This is a genomic window from Marnyiella aurantia, assembly GCF_014041915.1.
GTDB lineage: Bacteria > Bacteroidota > Bacteroidia > Flavobacteriales > Weeksellaceae > Marnyiella > Marnyiella aurantia.
Window position 1 is genome coordinate 227,387 of record NZ_CP059472.1, and the last position, 16,246, is coordinate 243,632.

Genomic DNA, 16,246 nt, shown 5'->3' on the forward strand with positions numbered 1-16,246 from the left:
CAGAGCAAGTTTTCGCGGATTTCAATTATCTTTGATATTGAAAGCATTCAAAAATAAATAAACGTTAGCGTTAATTCACATGAAAATCGAAAAAATACAGGCCCTTCGCGGACCAAACATTTGGAGCATCCGCAGAAAAAAACTTATTCAGATGCGCCTTAATCTGGAGGAGCTTGAAAATTTTCCTACCAATAAAGTTCCGGGATTCCGCGAACGTATTGAAAAACTTATGCCATCCCTGATAACTCACAGATGTTCTGAAGGTCACGAGGGTGGCTTTTTTCACCGCATTGAAATGGGTACCTGGATGGGTCACGTAATTGAACACATTGCCCTGGAGATACAGACCCTTGCTGGAATGAATACCGGTTTTGGACGCACACGTGAAACAAAGACTCCCGGTATTTATAACGTAGTTTTCAGTTATCTGGAAGAGAGTGCAGGACTTTTTGCAGCTGAAGAATCAGTTAAAATTGCTGAAGCTCTGGTTGACGGCAGCGAATACGATCTTGAAGCCTGTATACAGAGTCTGCGTGAGATCCGTGAGCGTGTACGGCTGGGACCTTCCACCGGAAGTATAGTGGAAGAAGCTGTTTCCCGCCGCATTCCATGGATCCGACTGGGCAGAAACTCGTTAGTACAGTTAGGATACGGTGTCAATCAGCAGAGATTTCAGGCTACAATTACCGGCAAAACCAGTTCTATTGCGGTTGAAATTGCCTGTAATAAAGAAGCTACCAAAAAGATGCTGGAGGAATCAGCCATTCCCGTTCCATCCGGAGATATCGCTGTGGAAGTAGAGGATTTGCGCAAAATTATTGATAAGATAGGTTATCCTATTGTTCTGAAACCCTTAAGCGGAAATCACGGTCGGGGTCAGTCCATCAATGTTCGCGATTGGGACGCTGCCGTGTTGGGACTTGAGCATGCAAAAACGGTTTCAACAAAAGTTATTGTTGAAAAATATGTTACAGGCTTCGATTTCCGGATTCTGGTAATAAACCATAAGATGGTTGCCGCTGCCAGACGGGTGCCGGCGCATGTGGTAGGCGACGGTGAAATGAATATTTCAGAACTTATTGAAAAGGAAAATCAGGACCCGCGCCGAGGATACGGACATGAAAATGTGCTTACAGAAATAGCGGTTGATAAGGATACCACCGAACTTCTGGACCGCCTCGGTTACACTTTGGAGACAGTTCCTCAGAAAGGCGAAATCGTTTATCTGAAATCCACAGCAAATCTCTCCACCGGCGGTACATCTATTGATGTTACAGACATGGTTCATCCTGAGAATATCACGATGTGCGAACGTGTTTCCAAAATTATAGGTCTGGACGTTTGCGGGATTGATATCATGGCCGAAAACCTTACTCAGCCATTAAAGGAAAGCGGCGGAGCCATTCTGGAAGTAAACGCTGCGCCGGGATTCCGCATGCACCTGGCTCCAAGTGAAGGATTGCCTAGAAATGTAGCAGCACCTGTTGTAGACATGCTTTATCCACCCGGCAAGCCTTTTACCATACCAATTATTTCGGTTACGGGTACCAACGGGAAGACTACAACAACCAGACTCATATCGCATATTGTAAAAAATAACGGTTACCGTGTAGGATTCACAACATCAGACGGAATTTATATTCAGAATACAATGCTGGCTAAAGGTGACACCACTGGACCGATGTCAGCCGAGTTTATCCTTAAAGATCCCACAGTAGAGTTTGCGGTACTGGAAACTGCCCGTGGCGGAATCCTGCGTTCCGGTTTGGGCTACAGCCAGGCAGATATCGGAGTTTTAACTAATATAAAGGAGGACCATCTGGGCATGGATGATATCCACAGCCTTCGCGACCTTACCCGTGTGAAGAGGGTAGTGCTGGACAGTGTGAAGAAGAATGGCTGGTGCATCCTTAATGCGGACGATGAATATTCCATGAGGTTGCTGAATGACCTTCCTGCAAGAGTTGCACTTTTCAGTATGGACGAGGACAATCCTCATATGCGCAAGTATGCCAAGGAAGGAAAGGTGAGCTGTGTTTATGAAGAAGGATATGTAACGATTAAGAAAGGTGACTGGAAAATCAGGATTGCAAAGGTGAACAACATTCCAATTACAATGGAAGGCAAAGCCAAATTCATGATTGCAAATGTTCTGGCTGCCAGTTTGGCGACCTACCTTCATGGTTTTGAGATTGAAGATATCGCAAATTCGCTCCGAACATTTATCCCAAGTGCACAGCTCACTCCGGGACGGCTGAATATATTCAATTTCAAGAATTTTAAGGTGATGATCGACTTTGCACATAACGCTGCAGGTTATGAAGCAATTGAGGATTTCCTGGCAAATGTGGACAGTCCAAAAAAAATCGGTATTATTTCCGGTGTTGGAGACCGCCGTGATGAAGATATCCGTGAATGCGGTAAAATTGCAGGCAGAATGTTTGACCATATTATTATACGTAACGAGAAGCACCTACGCGGACGGACAGAAGATGAAATCTGCGGTCTTGTAATTGACGGAATCCAGTCGGCGGGCAAAAATCCAAGCTTTGAGATTATTCCTAAAGAGATTGAGGCACTTAAACATGCCATGAGTCTTGCCGAAGAAGGAACTTTTATAACAGCGTTAAGTGATGTAATATCAAACGCGATTGACTTGGTCCAGGAATATCAGCAAAAAGAAATCCTGGAAGAAGGACTTCACTGAGAATAAGTTTTAAGCCAAAAAATCCCGGACTCACATCCGGGATTTTTCATTTGATTTATAAAAAAGTGCGATATTCTCTATTCAAGAATTCATCACCTAATTACTGTGCTGGCTAAAGCCCATCGTCATTGTCTTCATCTTTGTCTTTGTCTGAGGACAGGACAGCGACAGCTACAGCAGCAACTGCGGCCACAGCAGCTATCTTCAGCAGAAAACTGGTTCTGTTGTGCTTCCATTCTGAGCCCCATCCGCGTTCGGCAAAAATGTTAGGCACATGCCCCTTCTTGAGGTCGTCAATTATCCCTTCCACTTCACCTACACGGTCGGCAAGCACCAGTGGCAACCATCTTCCGTAACTGGACTCACTGTATTTAAAAGCAAACCGTCTGAGTTTACCGTTGAGACCTTCGGGCGGTGACGCCGTTCCGAAAACAGCTGTCAGATTCGGGCGCTCCACTGATTTTAACATTTCAACATTGTCATTTTGCTGCTCCGGTCTTTCCCAGGCATATCCGTCATGTTCCTCGTTTGTGCGGTTTTTCATGGGATAAACCGGATCATTTTCAGGATCGGCATCTATTCCCCAACCTTTTATATGGCTATAATCTGCCTCTTCACTTTTTTTTAAGTCTGATGGCTTTGTTTCGTCTGTAAGCATTTTTGTAATTTTTAAGGTTTAAATGAACTTTTACGCTGTTGGCGGAATCAGTACTGTTTTTATACAGCCGTCCAGCTTTCTGGAAAAAATGTGGTAAGCATCTGCTACCTCTTCCATTGGGATACGGTGCGTAATGATTTGTTTTGGATCCAGGATTCCATTTTTCACGTGCTCAATCAGTTTTGGCAAGTTACGCTTCACGGCAGCTTGGTTAGCACGGATTGTAATACCTTTATTGACTACGTTTCCGATAGGTACCAAGGCATCAATAGGGCCGTAAACACCCACTATTGAAACAATTCCGCCTTTTTTCACAGAATTGATCGCCCAATGCAGTGCGGTAGTGGAACCACCCTGTAAAAGAAGCTTTATACCCAGAAGTGTGTTCATCATATTACCCTTCGCCTCACACCCCACAGCATCAATACAAACATCAGCACCCAATGAATCTGTCTGAGTTTTAATGAAGACTACAGGGTCACCGATGCTGTTAAAATTATAGGCTTCACACTGTGCATATTTCGCCGCAAAGTCAAGCCTGTATTCCAGCTCATCTATTATAATTACTCTTCCTGCACCAAACAGCCAGGCGCTTTTGGCCGCCATAATACCAATGGGTCCGGCACCGAAAACCACTACGGTGTCGCCCTTTTGGATGCCTCCCATTTCGGCCGCCTGGTAACCTGTTGGAACTACGTCGGTAAGAAGTACAGCATCATCGGGATCCATCCAGTCAGGAATTACCGTTGGACCCACATCCGCATAAGGTACCCGGGCATACTCGGCCTGACCACCCTGGAATCCGCCCGCAGTATGTGAATATCCAAAGATACCTCCAACTGCGGTAGCCATAGGGTTGGATTCATGACAGTTGCCATAGAGCTCCTGCTTGCAGAAAGCACACTTGCCACAGGCAATATTAAACGGAACCATTACACGGTCGCCAACTTTAAGTTTTTGAACAGAGGAACCTACTTCTACAACTTCGCCGATAAATTCATGTCCAAAAGTGGAGCCTGTACGTGTGTCAGGCACCAGACCATGGTAAAGATGAAGATCCGATCCGCAAATACAGGATCGTAAAACCTTTACGATTGCATCTTCCGGATGTTCGATCTTCGGTTCAGGCATATTGCGGTCTGCGCGCACGCGGAATGGCCCGCGAAAGTTCATTGCTAACATAGTAAATATTTTTAATGGTGATTATCAAAGTTGCATCAAAACCAAGACCGCCATTGCCTTAGTTTCCTTTTTTTATGATTTTTTATGAACTCACTTAGCTGTGAATGAGAATGAAGCCTTAACGCACAGTCAAACTGAAATCAGCATTATTGAAAATGCTGTGGATTGCAGGTGGAGTAGTGGTATACTCATTTCACACATAAAACCAAGATATATCATGAACCATACTGTGGATTTCGATATTGGTTTTCATAACTTTGATAGGAAAGGAAGTGAAATTTGAACAACACAGAATTACCGATGATGAAAACTATTATAGTTCCTACCGATTTTTCGGAGCCTGCTGAGAATGCGGCGCTGTACGCACTTAATCTCGCCTTTTATACGAATGCCAACATATATCTTTGCCACGCGCTCCGGCCCGAAGGACCTGATCCATCTTTAGGGGGTATATCCCAAGCTGTTAAAAATTTCCCTGAGATGCGGGAGATATGTGAAACCAAACTGAAGCAGCTTATATCAATACTGGAAACTGAATCAGAACATATTTTGGCTCAAAGTACTGGTGACTATAAGCCTGTTATAGCCGGGGGATGTGATTTTGGTGATATTTCGGCCGTGGTGCTGGCCGCTGCAGAAGGCAAGGATATACCAATGATTGTTATGGGCAGGACTGGCGCAGGAAAACTTAACAGGCTTGCTTTTGGCAACAGCACCCTCCATATGATTAAACGCACTAAACTGCCGCTGCTTATTATTCCTTACACTTATAAATTCGGAACTCTTAATAAAATTGCCTACTCCTGCGAAATGACGGAAGATGATAAACGTACAGCACAAAGCCTGGCTGATTTTGCCGCCTCTTTCGATGCCGAACTGTTGATTGCCCACATTCCGAACTTCGTGGAGATGATTGATTCGCGGGAGTATCATACCCGTCAGAAAACCTTTATGCAAGACCTTGAAGGCAAGGTCAGCTTCAAATCAATTGAAAGTGATAACATAGACAGTGGCTTGGAAAATCTGAAAAAAGAAGATTTAGATATGCTGGTGATGGGGCACGAGAACCGTGGCTTTCTGGACAGGTTCATATTTGGAAGTTACGCAGCGCGGCACGCTGCCAAGATCGGGATTCCGTTGCTTATTATTCCTAAACGCTTTGCTCCTCAGTTTTAGCCGATGATTTTAAAATTTTAGCCTGGATATTTAGTAATGAACATAAATAAAAGAGCCACCCGCTATCTGGTGGCTCCTGTGTTAATGAGGATATATCACTGATCAATTCGTTTGAATCCGCCAGCCTTATCGAACTCCAGTTTTATACCATTGTCAAGTTTCGCCTGCTGCATGTTGCCGTCTGATTCCCAGCCCGTAATATAGCTGCCGGGATAGTTTGCAGTTACATATTGCTGTATTTTTGCAGGAACAACTGCCAGCGGTAAAGCGTTAGTGCTCGTTAAATCGGTCACTTCACTCTTACCGTTAAACTCAACATGGGTACCGTCTGTAAGTGTGATGTCGTAATTCTTGCCCAGACCGTCGCGTTCCGTGCTTGCCTGAGCGATGTTAGTTCCGGGAAAGTGGGTTGTAATATATGAAGTTACCTCGGCCGGAAGTTCAGCCGGCTTTACAATTTTTTGCTCGTCGCAACTTAACATCACCAGGTATGTCGCTGCGGCTAATGTTAGAGACCGTAGTTTCATGTTTATATTTTTCATAAGTCAGATTTGGGATTAAAAAAAAGGCTGCGAAGGGCAGCCTTACTAATTAGTTCTCATCTTCTTCCGCAGCTTCGAAGTTTATCGAATTGTAGGCAGATTCTGTTAGTAGTGCGTCAGCTTCTTTTTCCTCCGCCAGTGTTGCTTCCAGAAGGGCAACAATCTCTGTTTCACCTAATGTATTTGCAAACGCTGCCAGAGTGCCGTAAGAAGCGATTTCGTAATGCTCGATCTTCTGCGAAGCAGCGATGATACCTGCATCTCTAACCGGACCAACTTCAGTTTCTTCCATTATACTTTCGCCTTCCTTAATAAGGCCTTCAATGGCTTCGCATTTCTTACCTCTGTTAGATTCTCCCAGGATTTCAAAAACCTGCTCAAGTCTCTGCACCTGTCCTTCGGTAACTGCAATATGATCTTCAATAGCTGCTTTAAGTTTAGGTTCACTAGCATTATTCATCATTTTTGGCAAGGCTTTCAGCAATGCTCTTTCAGCATAGACAATGTCTTTCAGACCGTCTATAAATAACTCCTTTAGTCCCTCGGCAGCGGAGGATTTTGCTTCCACCTTACGTGTTCCCTGACCGTTGCCGGCATCAGTCGTCTTTTTCATAATGTTGCTTTTTTTTGTTTGATTACTGTTTTTATACAAATATCAGACCTAAAAAAGCCATAAAGATCGGTTATGGTTATGAATACGGAACTAAAGGTGAAGGGTACAAGAGACCATCACCTGGTAAATTTCAGAAGATTATGGCAAACGCTGGTGTAAATCCTTCTTTAAAAATTTATCTATTTCAATTTCCGCTCGATACTTTTACAATCAGCTGATTTGAGGGTATGTCCGCCGGTGAATCTAAAGAGTTTCGGGTCTTTATACTGCTCACCGGTTTCGTTGTATTCGCCGATGCCTTCAATCAGGTTGCCGTCTTTTTTAAGGAACCAGATTTCACGTGTAGAGGTTGCGCCTTCGGCCTGGAAATTATACTCCAGTTTTAAGGTGTCACCATCTGCCATACCTACAAGGTGACCAAATGAACTGTCTTTCTCAAAATTTTTGTAATGCATTTTACCGGTTACAGTACCCAGGTTATCGCTTATTCTAACAAAAAGAGAGTCTTTACCTGTGGTTTCCATATAACAGTTTTCCGGAATTTCATCTATCTGAATATCACTTTCGTTTACGGCAAGAGAATCCCGGTTGGACACGTCATTGATCTTGTTTTCCGTTTTCTTCCCGCAGGCCACAGCTACGGCTGCAAAACCCAGTATTAAAAGTACTTTCTTCATAATTGTAAAACTTAAAGCTAAAATAGAAAAAAATTTTCGGACCCCTTAAGTGTACGGGAAGAATAAAGGTGGATATTACTCTTAAGCACGTTTTTTAGAATTGATTAATACCTGCAGTTTTACATTATATTAAGTTTCTGATAGACCTGTTCGCGGTAACTTAACCCTATTGGTACAGATTTCCTGTTCTTCAGCAAAACTACATGCTGTTCCACATAACTGATCTGGTTTAGATTAATAAAAAAAGATTTGTGTACGCGGCAGATATAGGGAAGATGCTGCAGATTTTCCTCGATGGTTGAAAGAGTACCGTGTACCATAATAGTGTCTGTCTCCGTATGTATGCAGAAATAGTTGCGCATTCCTTCAATCAAAATCATTTCCGGACCGTTAATTTTTACAAGCCTTTTGTCACTTTTTACATAGAAACTTTCTGTGGCCGAGTTCACCACAGGAGTGGCAATTTTATCCCTGAGAATAAATTTTGATGCTTTCTGAACACTTTTTGCAAATCTGTCCAGCGAGATTGGTTTCAGTAGATAGTCAATGGCATTCTGGGTGAAAGCATCAAGCGCATACTGGTCATAGGCTGTTGTATAAATGATTGCCGGCGGATTATTGTAGATGGAAATGAAATCGGTACCGCTGATCTCAGGCATCTTGATATCCAGGAAAATAAGGTCAATGTCCGTGTGCTTGTTCAGAAACTGAATTAACTCGATAACATTATTGCATATGCCTTCCAACTGAAGATTGCTGAATTTAGATATATGATGTACCAAAACTTCCTGTGCAAGTTTTTCATCATCGACAACCAGACATTTAATTTTCATTTACTAAAGATTTATTTCCAGAGTTGCAGTAAAGGTTTGTGCATCCTGCAGCAGATCCAGCGAGTGGCGCCCCGAATACAGCAGTTGGAGTCTTTTGCGGATGTTTTCAATCCCTATTCCCCCATAACCTGCCGACTGTCCCGGTTTGTAATTATTCTTAACTGTAAATTTAAGAAAGCCATCACTGCAAAGCAGATTTATCTCAATAAATGAAGCATCAACTGTTGAATCTATACCGTGTTTAAACGCATTTTCAACAAGAGGCAGCATCAGCATAGGTGCAACTCTGGCCGAGGGATCAAGCAGCTTATGATCAAATGTTACTGTTGCGGTTGCAGGTAATCTTAAATTTTCAATTCCGATATAAGTTTCTAAAATATGAATTTCCTTAGATAAAGGAGTTTCCCGCGTCTGCGAATCGTACAGAGAATAGCGCAGAATAGTAGAAAGTTTAAGGATTACCTCAGGGGTTTCAGGCGACATCTTTAACGACAGGGCGTACAGACTGTTAAGCACATTGAACAGAAAGTGCGGACTCACCTGGGATTTCAGCAGATTAAGTTCAGCCAGCGTATGTTCGGAACTGATTATCTCATTTTTCCTAAGCGTAAGTATATATTCCTTCACGGCATAAGCGGCGCCTAAAGCGAACATGATGATAAGCATGCCCGGAAATATATCGAAAAACGGCTGGTATATTTGATACCCCTCCGGCGCAGAGGAAGTTACAGCTATTGAAGTGAAATTCCCTAAACCGCACGTCCCCGATTGTCTGTATATCCACCGCAGGACAGATCCACCCAGGAAAACTGATATCAGAAATGAAATAAGAAGCAGAATCAGATATTGGTTGCTTTTTCTCGTACGCCTGAGATAGGGAAGGAGCAGGAAATTATTCAGCCATGCTGGTACGAAAAGCAGAAAGGTATAAATAATTATGAATGCATTAGATACCTCATGCGGACTGTTGTCTATACTTGTAAAGAGAATGAATCCGAAAAAAATCAGGTTCAGAAAAAACCTTGATAATTCATTCGCCCTGTTTAATTGCATGTCTTTGTTGTCTGATGCAGTAAAAATAGATATTTTGGGCTTGGGGTACCAAAATATTTGTATCAACCTATAAAATGTAGGGACGAAAACATCTCTTCTGGACCATGGAAATTTTTGTCCATACTTTCGCACAGTTTGTCAAAAAAAATAGTGCTTCGAGGTGGTTTGCACAGATATTTACATAAAAAAACTATGAAAAGAATATTTCTCATTAGCGGTCTTCTAATAGCAGGCGCGACTACGGCACAAAAAACAGACTTCAAAGCTTCTCTGGACAGTATGCTAACCCATTATCAGAAAAACAATGCATTTTCCGGATCTATCCTGCTTCAGAAAAACGGAGAGACTATCTATAAAGGAGAGTTCAATAACTTCCCGGGCGAAAAAGAAAAATACCGTATAGGATCAATTACTAAGATCTTTACCTCAGTCATGATATTCCAGCTGGTTGAGGAGGGCAAACTGAAACTCGGTTCAACACTAAACACGTATTTTCCTACTGTGAAAAATGCCGACCGCATTACCATTGCTCAAATGCTGAACCATACCAGCGGTATGTTTAACTACCTGGAGTGGGATGAGTATTACGACAGTAAAGACAAGGTGTTTACAAAAGAAGCAATGCTGAAGATTATACAGCAGGGCAAACCTGACTTTAAGCCGGGCAAAGACAGCATGTACAGTAATTCCGGCTATCTGCTGTTGGGATATATTATAGAACAGGTTACAGGAAAATCTTATCAGGAAAATCTGAAAACACGGATCCTGGATAAAGTGGGTCTGTACAATACGTACAGCGAAACTGATCCATCCCAGTACTCCAAAAGGGCAGCATCCTACAAGTTCGACGGCGAAAAATGGTCGCACGAGGCCGATACTCATCCAAGTTTTACATATTCCGCGGGTAATATCGTGTCAACTACTGAGGATCTGGCCAAAATGATGAAGGCGCTCTTCAGCGGTAAACTTGTTTCTATGAAGACCGTAGATCTTATGAAGCAAACAAACCCACAAACACACATAGGTTACGGACTTTTCCGTACACCGATTTTCGGAAAAGCCGGTTTTGGCCATACAGGCAGGATTGATGAATTTCATGCGGGCCTGGCGCATATTCCCGAAGATAAATTTACTGTGGCAGTACTGGCAAACGGTACTAATGTAAAACTGAATGATATTGTGGTGGCTGTTGTTTCCAAATATTACGGTAAAAATTATAAAGAACTGGATTTTACGACGTACACAGATAAAAACGCAGCGCCAACCCATATTTATGAAGGCGTATATAATGCTAAACTTGGCGGCATTATCTCGGTAGGTAAATTCCGTATCAGTAAGGCCGGAAAGAATCATTTATTCCTGTCCATGTATTCCAAAGCATCGGAAGGCAAGCAGAGCCGAACAGCATTGCTGAAAAGAATCGGTGAGAATGAGTTTTATTCGTTTGACAATAGCGCGAATCTTCAGTTTGATCGTGATAAATCAGGTAAAGTGACGGGTTTAAAACTAACTCAGGGTCAGCAGTCCATTAACTGCAGTAAGATTTTATAATTCTACATTATTTTGACTGAAATCTCCGGAGCGTTTGTTTCCGGGGATTTTTGTTTATGAGAACACTTATTTAAAAATACAGTCTCCATCATTATTTGGATAATTTTGGTGAAGAGAGTTACTTGGTAGCCTCTAATTACCCAGTGCTACAAAATGCCTATAATTTATATTATGTTAAATTGTAACTGGACGCAGTAAAATATAGCAGTAAAAACCCCGGAAAAAATCAGAATCCATACTTATTTATAATTCTTTGGATCCATCACCTCTGTCCACCGATCAGATTCTGCAAATTGTTTTATAATCTGATTTCTCTCCATCAGAAATTTCCGCATATAACTTGTGAGCATCAGCCTGTTAAATAATTGACCAAGAATTCCCGCCGGCGACTCAAAATCGAAGATATCAGTCATAATAACTTTGTCTCCGTCCTGAGTAAATATATGCTGATGCCGGAGCGATTTGAATATTCCGTTAAGTTGCTCGTCAACAAAATATATCGGGCTTTGCAGTGCTGTAATTTTTGTAGTCAGGTTTTGACGTATAAAAAAATGTGTGGCTCTCCAGGTTACGGTTTCATTCAGATCCAAAAGTCCGCCGGTTTTTCCGGCAACAGCTTCTTCGTCTGTCTTTGCTGTTGAGAGTTTGTGCAGGTCCACACTGCGTGAAAGATCAAAACAGATTTGAACTGAAGAGCTGATTTCGGTGCTGAGTTCAATCCTGGGCATCCGCAAATAATTATTTTATGCGGAATTCCAGCTTCGCATTGAAAAAACGGCCTGTAAGATTTACAGGAACGGGGTAAATATAGTTATTGCTAACATCCGTAACCCACTGGTTGGCCACAGTATTATAAATATTGAAAGCATTGAAAACCTGAACACCCAACGTGAGTTCCTCAAAATTTTCCCAGAAGCCCCAGGACTTGTTTTTTTCCTTTGGATCTATAAACACGTAGGAAAGTCCGATGTCAACTCTTTTGTAAGAAGGTAGTGTTTTTTGGTAATCGTAACGGGTTTCCAGGCTTGGTAAACCGTTATTATCAAACATAATAGGAGCACCTGTAGGCAATCCCATAGCATAAATACCGGTCAGGTTTACACGCATTTTTGGAAACTTCGGCATATAATCCTGGTAAAATATGGCAAACCTGAATCTTTGGTCAGTTGCCCGGGCAATGTCTCCCCGGCCGTCAATATTTTCGAATGTCCGCGCATAACTTGCAGACAGCCAGGAATCTATTCCCGGTACAAATTCGCCGAAAAGCCGCGTATCAATACCGTAGGCATAGCCGTCTGCATTGTTTTTTCCTGAATATCGAATCCTCACATTATCCATAAAATACGGTATGAGGTCGTCCATCTTCTTGTAATAGAGTTCCGTTGTAAGTTTGAACGGCCTGTCGTACATGGAGAATTCGTAATCGTTACCCAAAATAAGCTGCATGGAGCGCTGTGATTTGATGTCGGAATTGAAACTGCCGTCCAGGTCCTTAATTTCTTTATAAAAAGGCTGCTGGTAGTAAATTCCGCCGGCTACACGGAACAGCATATCAGATTCCCAGTCCGGCTTAATTGCAAATTGCGCGCGCGGTGAGAAAATGGTTTCCTTATTGAAAGACCAATTGGCTACGCGGGCTCCTGCATTGAAATAAGCACGGCTGCGACCCCAGTAAAATTTGTTGGAATACTGCGCGTAAGCCGACATCCGCGTAGGTTCTACAGCATTATCGCCGGCAATATGGTAGTAGAGTTCCATGGAGGACGGATCCAGTACGCCCGGCAGAACCTGATCACGCGGTACGCTGTAGCCAAGGGAATCAACGAGTCTCCATTCGTTGGTGAGGTCGCGAAGGTTTTCTTTTTCGAACTTAAAACCTACTTCAAGATTGGAGTTTATATTTGGCGAGAAACGTGTCCGCAATTGAGTGCCGTACGTTCTGACCATCAGGTCATTCCTCGCATGATCGATCTGGCCGCCTACATCGTACGAGGTAACAGGATCACCCGTTACAGGATCAAAACTTTCAAGAACATAAGCAGAGGCAATACTGTAATATTCGCGCTCACGGTTCTGATAAGCGAAATTATCCAGCAGGATTCTCCATTTTTCGTTTGGCCTGTAATTCAGGGAAAAGGTTCCCATCATGTTTTTATATCTGTCGTCCTCGCGGCCGTCATAGAAAACGCTGACTTTTATAGGCTGGTTCACACTGCCAAACTCAACTTCCTTGGCTTTCGGAATCATCTCATAATCGTTTTGGGAATAATATCCGATAAACGACATCGAGAATTTCGGGCTTATATGATAATTCAGAAAAGACTGAAAATCCATATACCGGGGATTGAAATCCGTTTCCTCATTCAGGGTATTCAGGATAAGATTGGTATTCCTGTACCTTCCGGAAACCAAGGCCGTAAGTTTTTTGTTCCCGGTAGCAAAACCAGTGGAAAGCCTCCCTCCTATCATACTGGCTTCACCGGAAATCTCAAATTTTTCAGGCTCCCGGTAATAGATATTCAGTGCGGAGGACATTTTATCGCCGTACTTCGCCTCAAATCCACCAGCCGAGAAGTTTACCGTGGAAACCATATCGGGGTTGATGATGCTCATTCCCTCCTGCATGGAATTGCGGATAAGGAATGGCCTGTAGATTTCAATATCGTTAATGTAGATCAAATTTTCATCGTAGTTGCCGCCCCGGACCATATACTGAGAAGAAAGCTCCGTATTGGAGTTTACTGAAGGAAGTGTTTTAATCAGACCTTCTATGCCGCCGGAAACCGAGGCTATCTGGCCAGCCTGCCGTGCATTAATGCTTACATTGGTAACGTCCTGAGTTACATTTCCTTTTCTCTGGAAAACTACTTCTTCAATGGTCTGTGTACGTAGTGTATCTTCCTTTTGGGAATAAAACATTATTGGCAGGATGGAGGCTGCAAGGAAAATCTGTCTTCTCAAGTCGCGAATTTTAGGAACTAAATTTATAAAAATTTAACTGAATTACAGAATGGCTTCGCGTATGCGTGTAAGTTTCTGCAGGAGAGCTTCCAACTGGTCCAGTTTGAGCATATTGGCACCGTCCGAAAGCGCACAGCTGGGGTCCGGATGGGTTTCGATGAAAAGACCGTCGGCACCTACGGCGATTCCGGCTTTTGCTATTGTTTCTATAAGTTCCGGGCGGCCACCGGTAACTCCGGAACTCTGGTTGGGCTGCTGAAGGGAATGCGTTACATCCAGGATTACAGGTGCATATTGCTGCATAGTCGGGATGCCGCGGAAGTCCACCACCAGGTCTGAATATCCAAATGAGTTTCCTCTTTCTATAATCGCTGTTTTGGTATTACCTGAATCCGTAATTTTCTCCACTGCAAACTTCATGGCTTCGGGGGAAAGAAACTGTCCTTTTTTCAGCGTTACGCATTTACCTGTTTTGGCGGCGGCCACCAAAAGGTCGGTTTGCCTTACCAGAAAAGCAGGAATCTGGAGAACATCTACATACCGCGCCGCCAGTGCTGCATGTTCGTTTTCGTGAATGTCTGTGGTAGTTGGAATATTGAAAGTCTCCCCTACTTTTTTCAGGATTTCCAGTGATTTTTCTTCGCCAATGGTCGTGAAACTGTCTACCCTGCTGCGGTTTGCTTTCTTGAAGCTCCCTTTGAATATGTAAGGAATTTTATATTTATCGGTAATGGTAATCACTTTCTCGGCAATTCTGAGAGCCATGTCTTCACCTTCAATGATACACGGTCCCGCGATTAGGAAAAAGTTTGTAGAGTCTGAATGATGGATGTTATTTAGATGTTGAATCATTGGAGTTGATATGTTGTTCTAATTTTTGAATATTCTGTTGAAACTGCGGTGATTTAATTTCCTGCTTGATGATCCCCAACCATTTTTTAGCTACACTTTTCTGATTCAGGTGATTGCTGTATGCTATCAGGTTCATTAAAGACTCCGCTTTATATGAATCGGTTGTATAATTTTTTAAATTACTTTCAATAAACTTCTCGGCATCTGAAATTTTGGATTGATTTAATAAAGCAAACACGTGCTCCTTTAGTACCAAATCGTTCGCAGCCTCAGCTTTAATAGCTTCGGCCGTGATTTTCTCTGCTTTGACGAAATCTTTCAGAACATTATACGCAAAAGCCAACTCAAAAAACAACTCGGGTGTCCTGTAGTTAGCATCATATAATTTTAATAATTTTGGAAGTGCCAATTGTGAAAATCTCGCACCATTCATTACGCTGGCCCGTCTTAGTGACTTTTCATTTTCAGATGCGTTTGATTTATAGTTATGCAACCAGTTGGGTTCGGCAGGATAACCGAAAAGTTTTACCATTGAAGCTGGTATTATGGCTGTTTTATATCCAAGATTTTCGATTCTTTGAATTTGTGATCCCACCTTCTGGTCATAGCTTTCAATTACTTTTAATCTACCGTTTTCTTCCTTCAAACTGCCAATAATTTTGTACGTATATCCAGCATATTCATCAAAATAGACATACCCAAAACCATATCCCCCGCCCTCTTCTTCGCGCGGAACGGCTACATAATTATTTTCTGAATCCGGAACATTGGTATTGAAGTTCAGCTCTTTTACAGTCTGAGAAAAATATAGAGAACTGCAAAACAGTATGGCCCCAATAAAGATTTTTTTCATTTCAGTTTATTAATTATTTTATCAAAAGTATTGATATTTCTTGAAGTAATCTTATCCTTCAGCGACTTCCGACCAAGCACCTTTCCAAAAGCACTGTGCAAGGTATTTCCTTTGGGAACCTGCCAATAGAAGGTGCTGTTTACCACCTGCCCTTTTTCATCTTTACTTTTTGCCGAATTGCTGAAGATGCTGAGCAGTTCTTTTTCGATGTCTTTCTGTCCGATAAATATATAGGTGTGAAAATCGGCTACAGCTTCAAAAGGATTGTTGGACAGCATCGCTGTAATTTCATCCTCACTCCGAAGAAACATAAAAGCGTCATAATTGAAATGAGCAGACATGGCTTTTTCAAGTTCAGTTTTAAGCACTTCCGGTCTTCTTTCTGATGAAAAAAGAATGTTACCGGAAGCAAGTACAGAAGTTACCTGCTCCATGCCCACTGATTCAAATACGCTGCAAACTTCTGCCATTTTCATGGAAGTTCCGTTTACATTCACTCCGCGCAAAAAAGCACAGTATTTCACACAGCTTGTTTTTAGGATTTAAGTACAAATATAACCAATAAAAAAAGCGGACAAAAGTCCGCTA

15 protein-coding genes are annotated in these 16,246 nt (G+C 42.4%); 3 read left to right on the forward strand and 12 right to left on the reverse strand.

The window, feature by feature from the left end:
- Positions 1-79 precede the first annotated feature (79 nt).
- Entirely contained in the window at positions 80-2,707 is a 2,628-nt protein-coding gene (gene cphA / locus H1R16_RS01085; RefSeq protein WP_181886076.1) for a cyanophycin synthetase, read from the forward strand.
- Between the two features lie 112 nt (positions 2,708-2,819).
- On the opposite strand, the gene H1R16_RS01090 is transcribed toward cphA, so the two are convergent.
- Both H1R16_RS01090 and H1R16_RS01095 read right to left on the reverse strand, forming a co-directional pair.
- Positions 2,820-3,365, reverse strand: a complete 546-nt coding sequence (locus H1R16_RS01090) for a hypothetical protein (RefSeq protein WP_181886075.1) — start codon at positions 3,363-3,365, stop codon at positions 2,820-2,822.
- A gap of 30 nt (positions 3,366-3,395) precedes the next feature.
- Positions 3,396-4,547 carry a zinc-dependent alcohol dehydrogenase gene (locus H1R16_RS01095; protein ID WP_181886074.1) on the reverse strand — a complete coding sequence of 384 codons (1,152 nt, stop codon included), beginning with the start codon at positions 4,545-4,547 and terminating at the stop codon, positions 3,396-3,398.
- Between the two features lie 300 nt (positions 4,548-4,847).
- Between H1R16_RS01095 and H1R16_RS01100 the strand changes: the two genes are divergently transcribed.
- Entirely contained in the window at positions 4,848-5,723 is an 876-nt protein-coding gene (locus H1R16_RS01100; RefSeq protein ID WP_181886073.1) for a universal stress protein, read from the forward strand.
- A 95-nt stretch (positions 5,724-5,818) separates the two neighbouring features.
- Here H1R16_RS01100 and H1R16_RS01105 read toward each other — a convergent pair whose 3' ends face one another.
- From H1R16_RS01105 to H1R16_RS01125, 5 genes are all read right to left on the reverse strand, one after another.
- Positions 5,819-6,265 carry a PepSY-like domain-containing protein gene (locus H1R16_RS01105; protein WP_181886072.1) on the reverse strand — a complete coding sequence of 149 codons (447 nt, stop codon included), beginning with the start codon at positions 6,263-6,265 and terminating at the stop codon, positions 5,819-5,821.
- A 49-nt stretch (positions 6,266-6,314) separates the two neighbouring features.
- Positions 6,315-6,878: a YciE/YciF ferroxidase family protein gene (locus tag H1R16_RS01110; RefSeq protein ID WP_181886071.1), complete on the reverse strand. Its 564-nt coding sequence runs from the start codon at positions 6,876-6,878 to the stop codon at positions 6,315-6,317.
- A gap of 179 nt (positions 6,879-7,057) precedes the next feature.
- Positions 7,058-7,555, reverse strand: a complete 498-nt coding sequence (locus H1R16_RS01115) for a hypothetical protein (protein ID WP_181886070.1) — start codon at positions 7,553-7,555, stop codon at positions 7,058-7,060.
- 119 nt (positions 7,556-7,674) lie between these two features.
- The gene (locus H1R16_RS01120; RefSeq protein WP_181886069.1) at positions 7,675-8,388 is read right to left on the reverse strand and encodes a LytR/AlgR family response regulator transcription factor; all 714 of its coding nucleotides are present in this window, start codon (positions 8,386-8,388) and stop codon (positions 7,675-7,677) included.
- 3 nt (positions 8,389-8,391) lie between these two features.
- Positions 8,392-9,441, reverse strand: coding sequence for a sensor histidine kinase (locus tag H1R16_RS01125; RefSeq protein WP_181886068.1), 1,050 nt, complete (start codon positions 9,439-9,441; stop codon positions 8,392-8,394).
- Positions 9,442-9,633: 192 nt separating this feature from the next.
- On the opposite strand from H1R16_RS01125, the gene H1R16_RS01130 reads away from it, so the two are divergent.
- A complete protein-coding gene (locus H1R16_RS01130; RefSeq protein WP_181886067.1) occupies positions 9,634-10,992 on the forward strand; it encodes a serine hydrolase domain-containing protein in 1,359 nt (452 codons plus the stop codon).
- A gap of 239 nt (positions 10,993-11,231) precedes the next feature.
- Here the strand turns inward: H1R16_RS01130 and H1R16_RS01135 are convergent, their stop codons facing one another.
- The 5 genes from H1R16_RS01135 to H1R16_RS01155 all read right to left on the reverse strand — a co-directional run bounded on the left by H1R16_RS01135 (position 11,232) and on the right by H1R16_RS01155 (position 16,182).
- A complete protein-coding gene (locus H1R16_RS01135; RefSeq protein ID WP_181886066.1) occupies positions 11,232-11,720 on the reverse strand; it encodes an SRPBCC family protein in 489 nt (162 codons plus the stop codon).
- A gap of 10 nt (positions 11,721-11,730) precedes the next feature.
- Entirely contained in the window at positions 11,731-13,911 is a 2,181-nt protein-coding gene (locus tag H1R16_RS01140) for a TonB-dependent receptor plug domain-containing protein (protein WP_181886766.1), read from the reverse strand.
- A gap of 84 nt (positions 13,912-13,995) precedes the next feature.
- Positions 13,996-14,805 carry a 3-deoxy-8-phosphooctulonate synthase gene (kdsA, locus tag H1R16_RS01145; RefSeq protein WP_181886065.1) on the reverse strand — a complete coding sequence of 270 codons (810 nt, stop codon included), beginning with the start codon at positions 14,803-14,805 and terminating at the stop codon, positions 13,996-13,998.
- Positions 14,786-15,658, reverse strand: a complete 873-nt coding sequence (locus tag H1R16_RS01150; RefSeq protein ID WP_181886064.1) for a hypothetical protein — start codon at positions 15,656-15,658, stop codon at positions 14,786-14,788. Before H1R16_RS01150 ends, kdsA begins: the two co-directional genes overlap by 20 nt.
- The gene (locus H1R16_RS01155) at positions 15,655-16,182 is read right to left on the reverse strand and encodes a DUF1697 domain-containing protein (RefSeq protein WP_181886063.1); all 528 of its coding nucleotides are present in this window, start codon (positions 16,180-16,182) and stop codon (positions 15,655-15,657) included. Before H1R16_RS01155 ends, H1R16_RS01150 begins: the two co-directional genes overlap by 4 nt.
- Between the last annotated feature and the right edge of the window lie 64 nt (positions 16,183-16,246).

What these genes read in the sequence shown, in the direction of transcription:
- H1R16_RS01140 (WP_181886766.1), bottom strand. Translation starts at nt 13,911, where the DNA reads ATGTTTTATTCCCAAAAGGAAGATACACTACGTACACAGACCATTGAA.
- H1R16_RS01110 (WP_181886071.1), bottom strand. Translation starts at nt 6,878, where the DNA reads ATGAAAAAGACGACTGATGCCGGCAACGGTCAGGGAACACGTAAGGTG.
- H1R16_RS01150 (WP_181886064.1), bottom strand. Translation starts at nt 15,658, where the DNA reads ATGAAAAAAATCTTTATTGGGGCCATACTGTTTTGCAGTTCTCTATAT.
- H1R16_RS01120 (WP_181886069.1), bottom strand. Translation starts at nt 8,388, where the DNA reads ATGAAAATTAAATGTCTGGTTGTCGATGATGAAAAACTTGCACAGGAA.
- H1R16_RS01105 (WP_181886072.1), bottom strand. Translation starts at nt 6,265, where the DNA reads ATGAAAAATATAAACATGAAACTACGGTCTCTAACATTAGCCGCAGCG.
- cphA (WP_181886076.1), top strand. Translation starts at nt 80, where the DNA reads ATGAAAATCGAAAAAATACAGGCCCTTCGCGGACCAAACATTTGGAGC.
- H1R16_RS01115 (WP_181886070.1), bottom strand. Translation starts at nt 7,555, where the DNA reads ATGAAGAAAGTACTTTTAATACTGGGTTTTGCAGCCGTAGCTGTGGCC.
- H1R16_RS01100 (WP_181886073.1), top strand. Translation starts at nt 4,848, where the DNA reads ATGATGAAAACTATTATAGTTCCTACCGATTTTTCGGAGCCTGCTGAG.
- H1R16_RS01095 (WP_181886074.1), bottom strand. Translation starts at nt 4,547, where the DNA reads ATGTTAGCAATGAACTTTCGCGGGCCATTCCGCGTGCGCGCAGACCGC.
- H1R16_RS01135 (WP_181886066.1), bottom strand. Translation starts at nt 11,720, where the DNA reads ATGCCCAGGATTGAACTCAGCACCGAAATCAGCTCTTCAGTTCAAATC.
- H1R16_RS01090 (WP_181886075.1), bottom strand. Translation starts at nt 3,365, where the DNA reads ATGCTTACAGACGAAACAAAGCCATCAGACTTAAAAAAAAGTGAAGAG.
- H1R16_RS01130 (WP_181886067.1), top strand. Translation starts at nt 9,634, where the DNA reads ATGAAAAGAATATTTCTCATTAGCGGTCTTCTAATAGCAGGCGCGACT.
- H1R16_RS01125 (WP_181886068.1), bottom strand. Translation starts at nt 9,441, where the DNA reads ATGCAATTAAACAGGGCGAATGAATTATCAAGGTTTTTTCTGAACCTG.
- kdsA (WP_181886065.1), bottom strand. Translation starts at nt 14,805, where the DNA reads ATGATTCAACATCTAAATAACATCCATCATTCAGACTCTACAAACTTT.